The organism is Collinsella sp. AM23-17, assembly GCF_003470945.1.
Taxonomy (GTDB): Bacteria; Actinomycetota; Coriobacteriia; order Coriobacteriales; family Coriobacteriaceae; genus Collinsella; species Collinsella aerofaciens_O.
Window position 1 is genome coordinate 1 of sequence record NZ_QRHU01000044.1, and the last position, 2,145, is coordinate 2,145.

Genomic DNA, 2,145 nt, shown 5'->3' on the forward strand with positions numbered 1-2,145 from the left:
AGCGGGTGGTTTAAAGCTGGCCGCTGCGCGGCCAGCAGACTAAAGTCTTGAATAAAGAGGGGACCTCGTTTCCGAGATCCCCTCCTTCGTCTATCTATAGACTTAGGCATTCAAAGCCTTAGGCCAATAGCTTGCGACCGGACTCTTCAATCGCGTCAAGTGCTGCATCAGCCTCGGCGGCATCCGTGCCCTTGGCAAAGATATACAGCTTGATCTTGGGCTCGGTGCCAGAAGGACGGACGATACCCTTGTTGCCACCCTCGAGATCGAACTCAATGACATTAGCCTTCGGCAGGCCGTTCACGCAGGTGTTGTAGTCCACGACGGCCTCAATCTTGGACCCAGCAAGCTCCGCAGGCGGGTTCTCGCGCAGACCGGCCATGAGGCCGGCCATCTTTGCCGCACCCTCAGCACCCGGATAGCTCAGCGAAATCGTCTTATTGTGGTAGTAGCCATACTTCTCGTACAGCTCGTGCATCGCGTCGGCGAGGTTCTTACCCTGCAGCTTGTAATACTGAGCCATCTGGCAAATCAGCAGCGAAGTGCTCACGGCGTCCTTGTCGCGCACGTGATCACCAGCCAGATAACCGTAGCTCTCCTCAAAACCAAAGATAAAGCGATCGACCTCGCCAGCATCGGAAAGCGAGGTAATGATGTCACCGATGTACTTGAAGCCCGTCAGGCAGCGACGGAGCTCAAAGCCATATTCCTCGGCCAGAGCATCGACCATGGCGGAAGAAACAATGGTAGTAACCGCGACCTTCTTAGTGAGGTCCTCGCCGCGGGCGGCACGGGTCTTGCAAATATAGTCGAGCAGCAGGACGCCCATCTCGTTACCGGTCAGCAGCAGATAGTCATCGCCATTCTTAACGGCAACGCCAACACGGTCGGCGTCGGGATCGGTCGCAAGCAGCAGATCGGGGTGAACCTGCTCGCAGAGATCGATGCCCTTCTGCATGGCTTGTCGGATCTCGGGGTTAGGATACGGGCAGGTCGGGAAATCGCCGTTAGGTTCCTTCTGCTCGGGAACAACCGTGACATCAGTGATGCCAGCGCGCTCGAGCACCGTAGTGACGGGAATGAGGCCGGTACCATTCAGCGGCGTATAGACAAGCTTGAGCGGTGCGCCGGCAATCTCCTCGGCAGAAAGATTCGTAACGCCGCGAGCGAGAACAGCGTCGTAATAACGCTCGAGGCACGAATCATCGATCCATTTGACCAGGCCCTGCTCAAGAGCCTCATCGAAGTCCATGGACTTCACACCGGTGAACGTATCGGTCTCGGCGATAGCCTTAGAAATTGCATCGGCGGCCTCGCTGGTGATCTGGCAGCCGTCGGGGCCATAGGCCTTATAGCCGTTATACGGTGCCGGGTTATGACTAGCGGTCATGCAAATGCCACCGGAGCACTTAAGATCACGGACGGCCCAGGAGAGCGTCGGCACAGGAGAAATCTTGGGATAAACGAGGGCAGTCACGCCGTTTGCTGCAAGAATGGCAGCCGTCGTCTTAACGAACAGCTCACCTTTATTGCGGCTATCGCGAGCGATGGCAACCGTTGGATGCTCGAAGGTCGCATTGAGGTAGTCAGCGAATCCCTGGGTCGCACGACCGACCGTATAGATATTCATACGGTTAGTGCCCGCACCGATAGTGCCGCGAAGGCCGGCAGTACCGAAGGCGAGATCTTGGAAGAAAGCATCGGTGATGGCGTCCTCATCACCCTGCTCCTTCATCGTGTTAAGCTCAGCGAGGAGCTCCTCGTCCTTGACATTGGCAATCCAAGTATCAAGCAGCTCATGAACATCTGCCATGTGAGTCCTTCCGTCACAATCAATAAAACGACCCGTGTAAAAACAGGACAAGCGCAGCAGTGCGCTAAAGCAAATATTAGTCCATTAAGAACAGAGAACCGGCCAAAGAACGGTGAACGTCTATATTCAGCGGTGGATGATTAAATTGATTTAATTGCATAAGGAATGTTGCCCGTAAACGCAAAAAAGGGGGGAGGCCGCGAGGCCTCCCCCTTCTTCAAGTCTTGCGACGGCTCGGTGCCGTCCACCGGTCAGCGGCGCCCTGGCCTCCCACGGGCGGGCCCCGCAGTACTCTCGGCGCGATGGGGCTTAGCTTCCGGGTTCGGAACGGG

At 56.4% G+C, this 2,145-nt stretch carries 1 protein-coding gene; it reads right to left on the reverse strand.

Annotation, left to right across the window (positions count from 1 at the left end; translation table 11 throughout):
- Positions 1 to 118: 118 nt before the first annotated feature.
- Positions 119 to 1,813: a phospho-sugar mutase gene (locus DW645_RS09745; RefSeq protein ID WP_118227347.1), complete on the reverse strand. Its 1,695-nt coding sequence runs from the start codon at positions 1,811 to 1,813 to the stop codon at positions 119 to 121.
- Positions 1,814 to 2,145: the final 332 nt, after the last annotated feature.

Bases quoted from the DNA above. Each gene is read 5' to 3' on its own strand.
- DW645_RS09745 (WP_118227347.1), bottom strand. From the start codon at position 1,813: ATGGCAGATGTTCATGAGCTGCTTGATACTTGGATTGCCAATGTCAAG.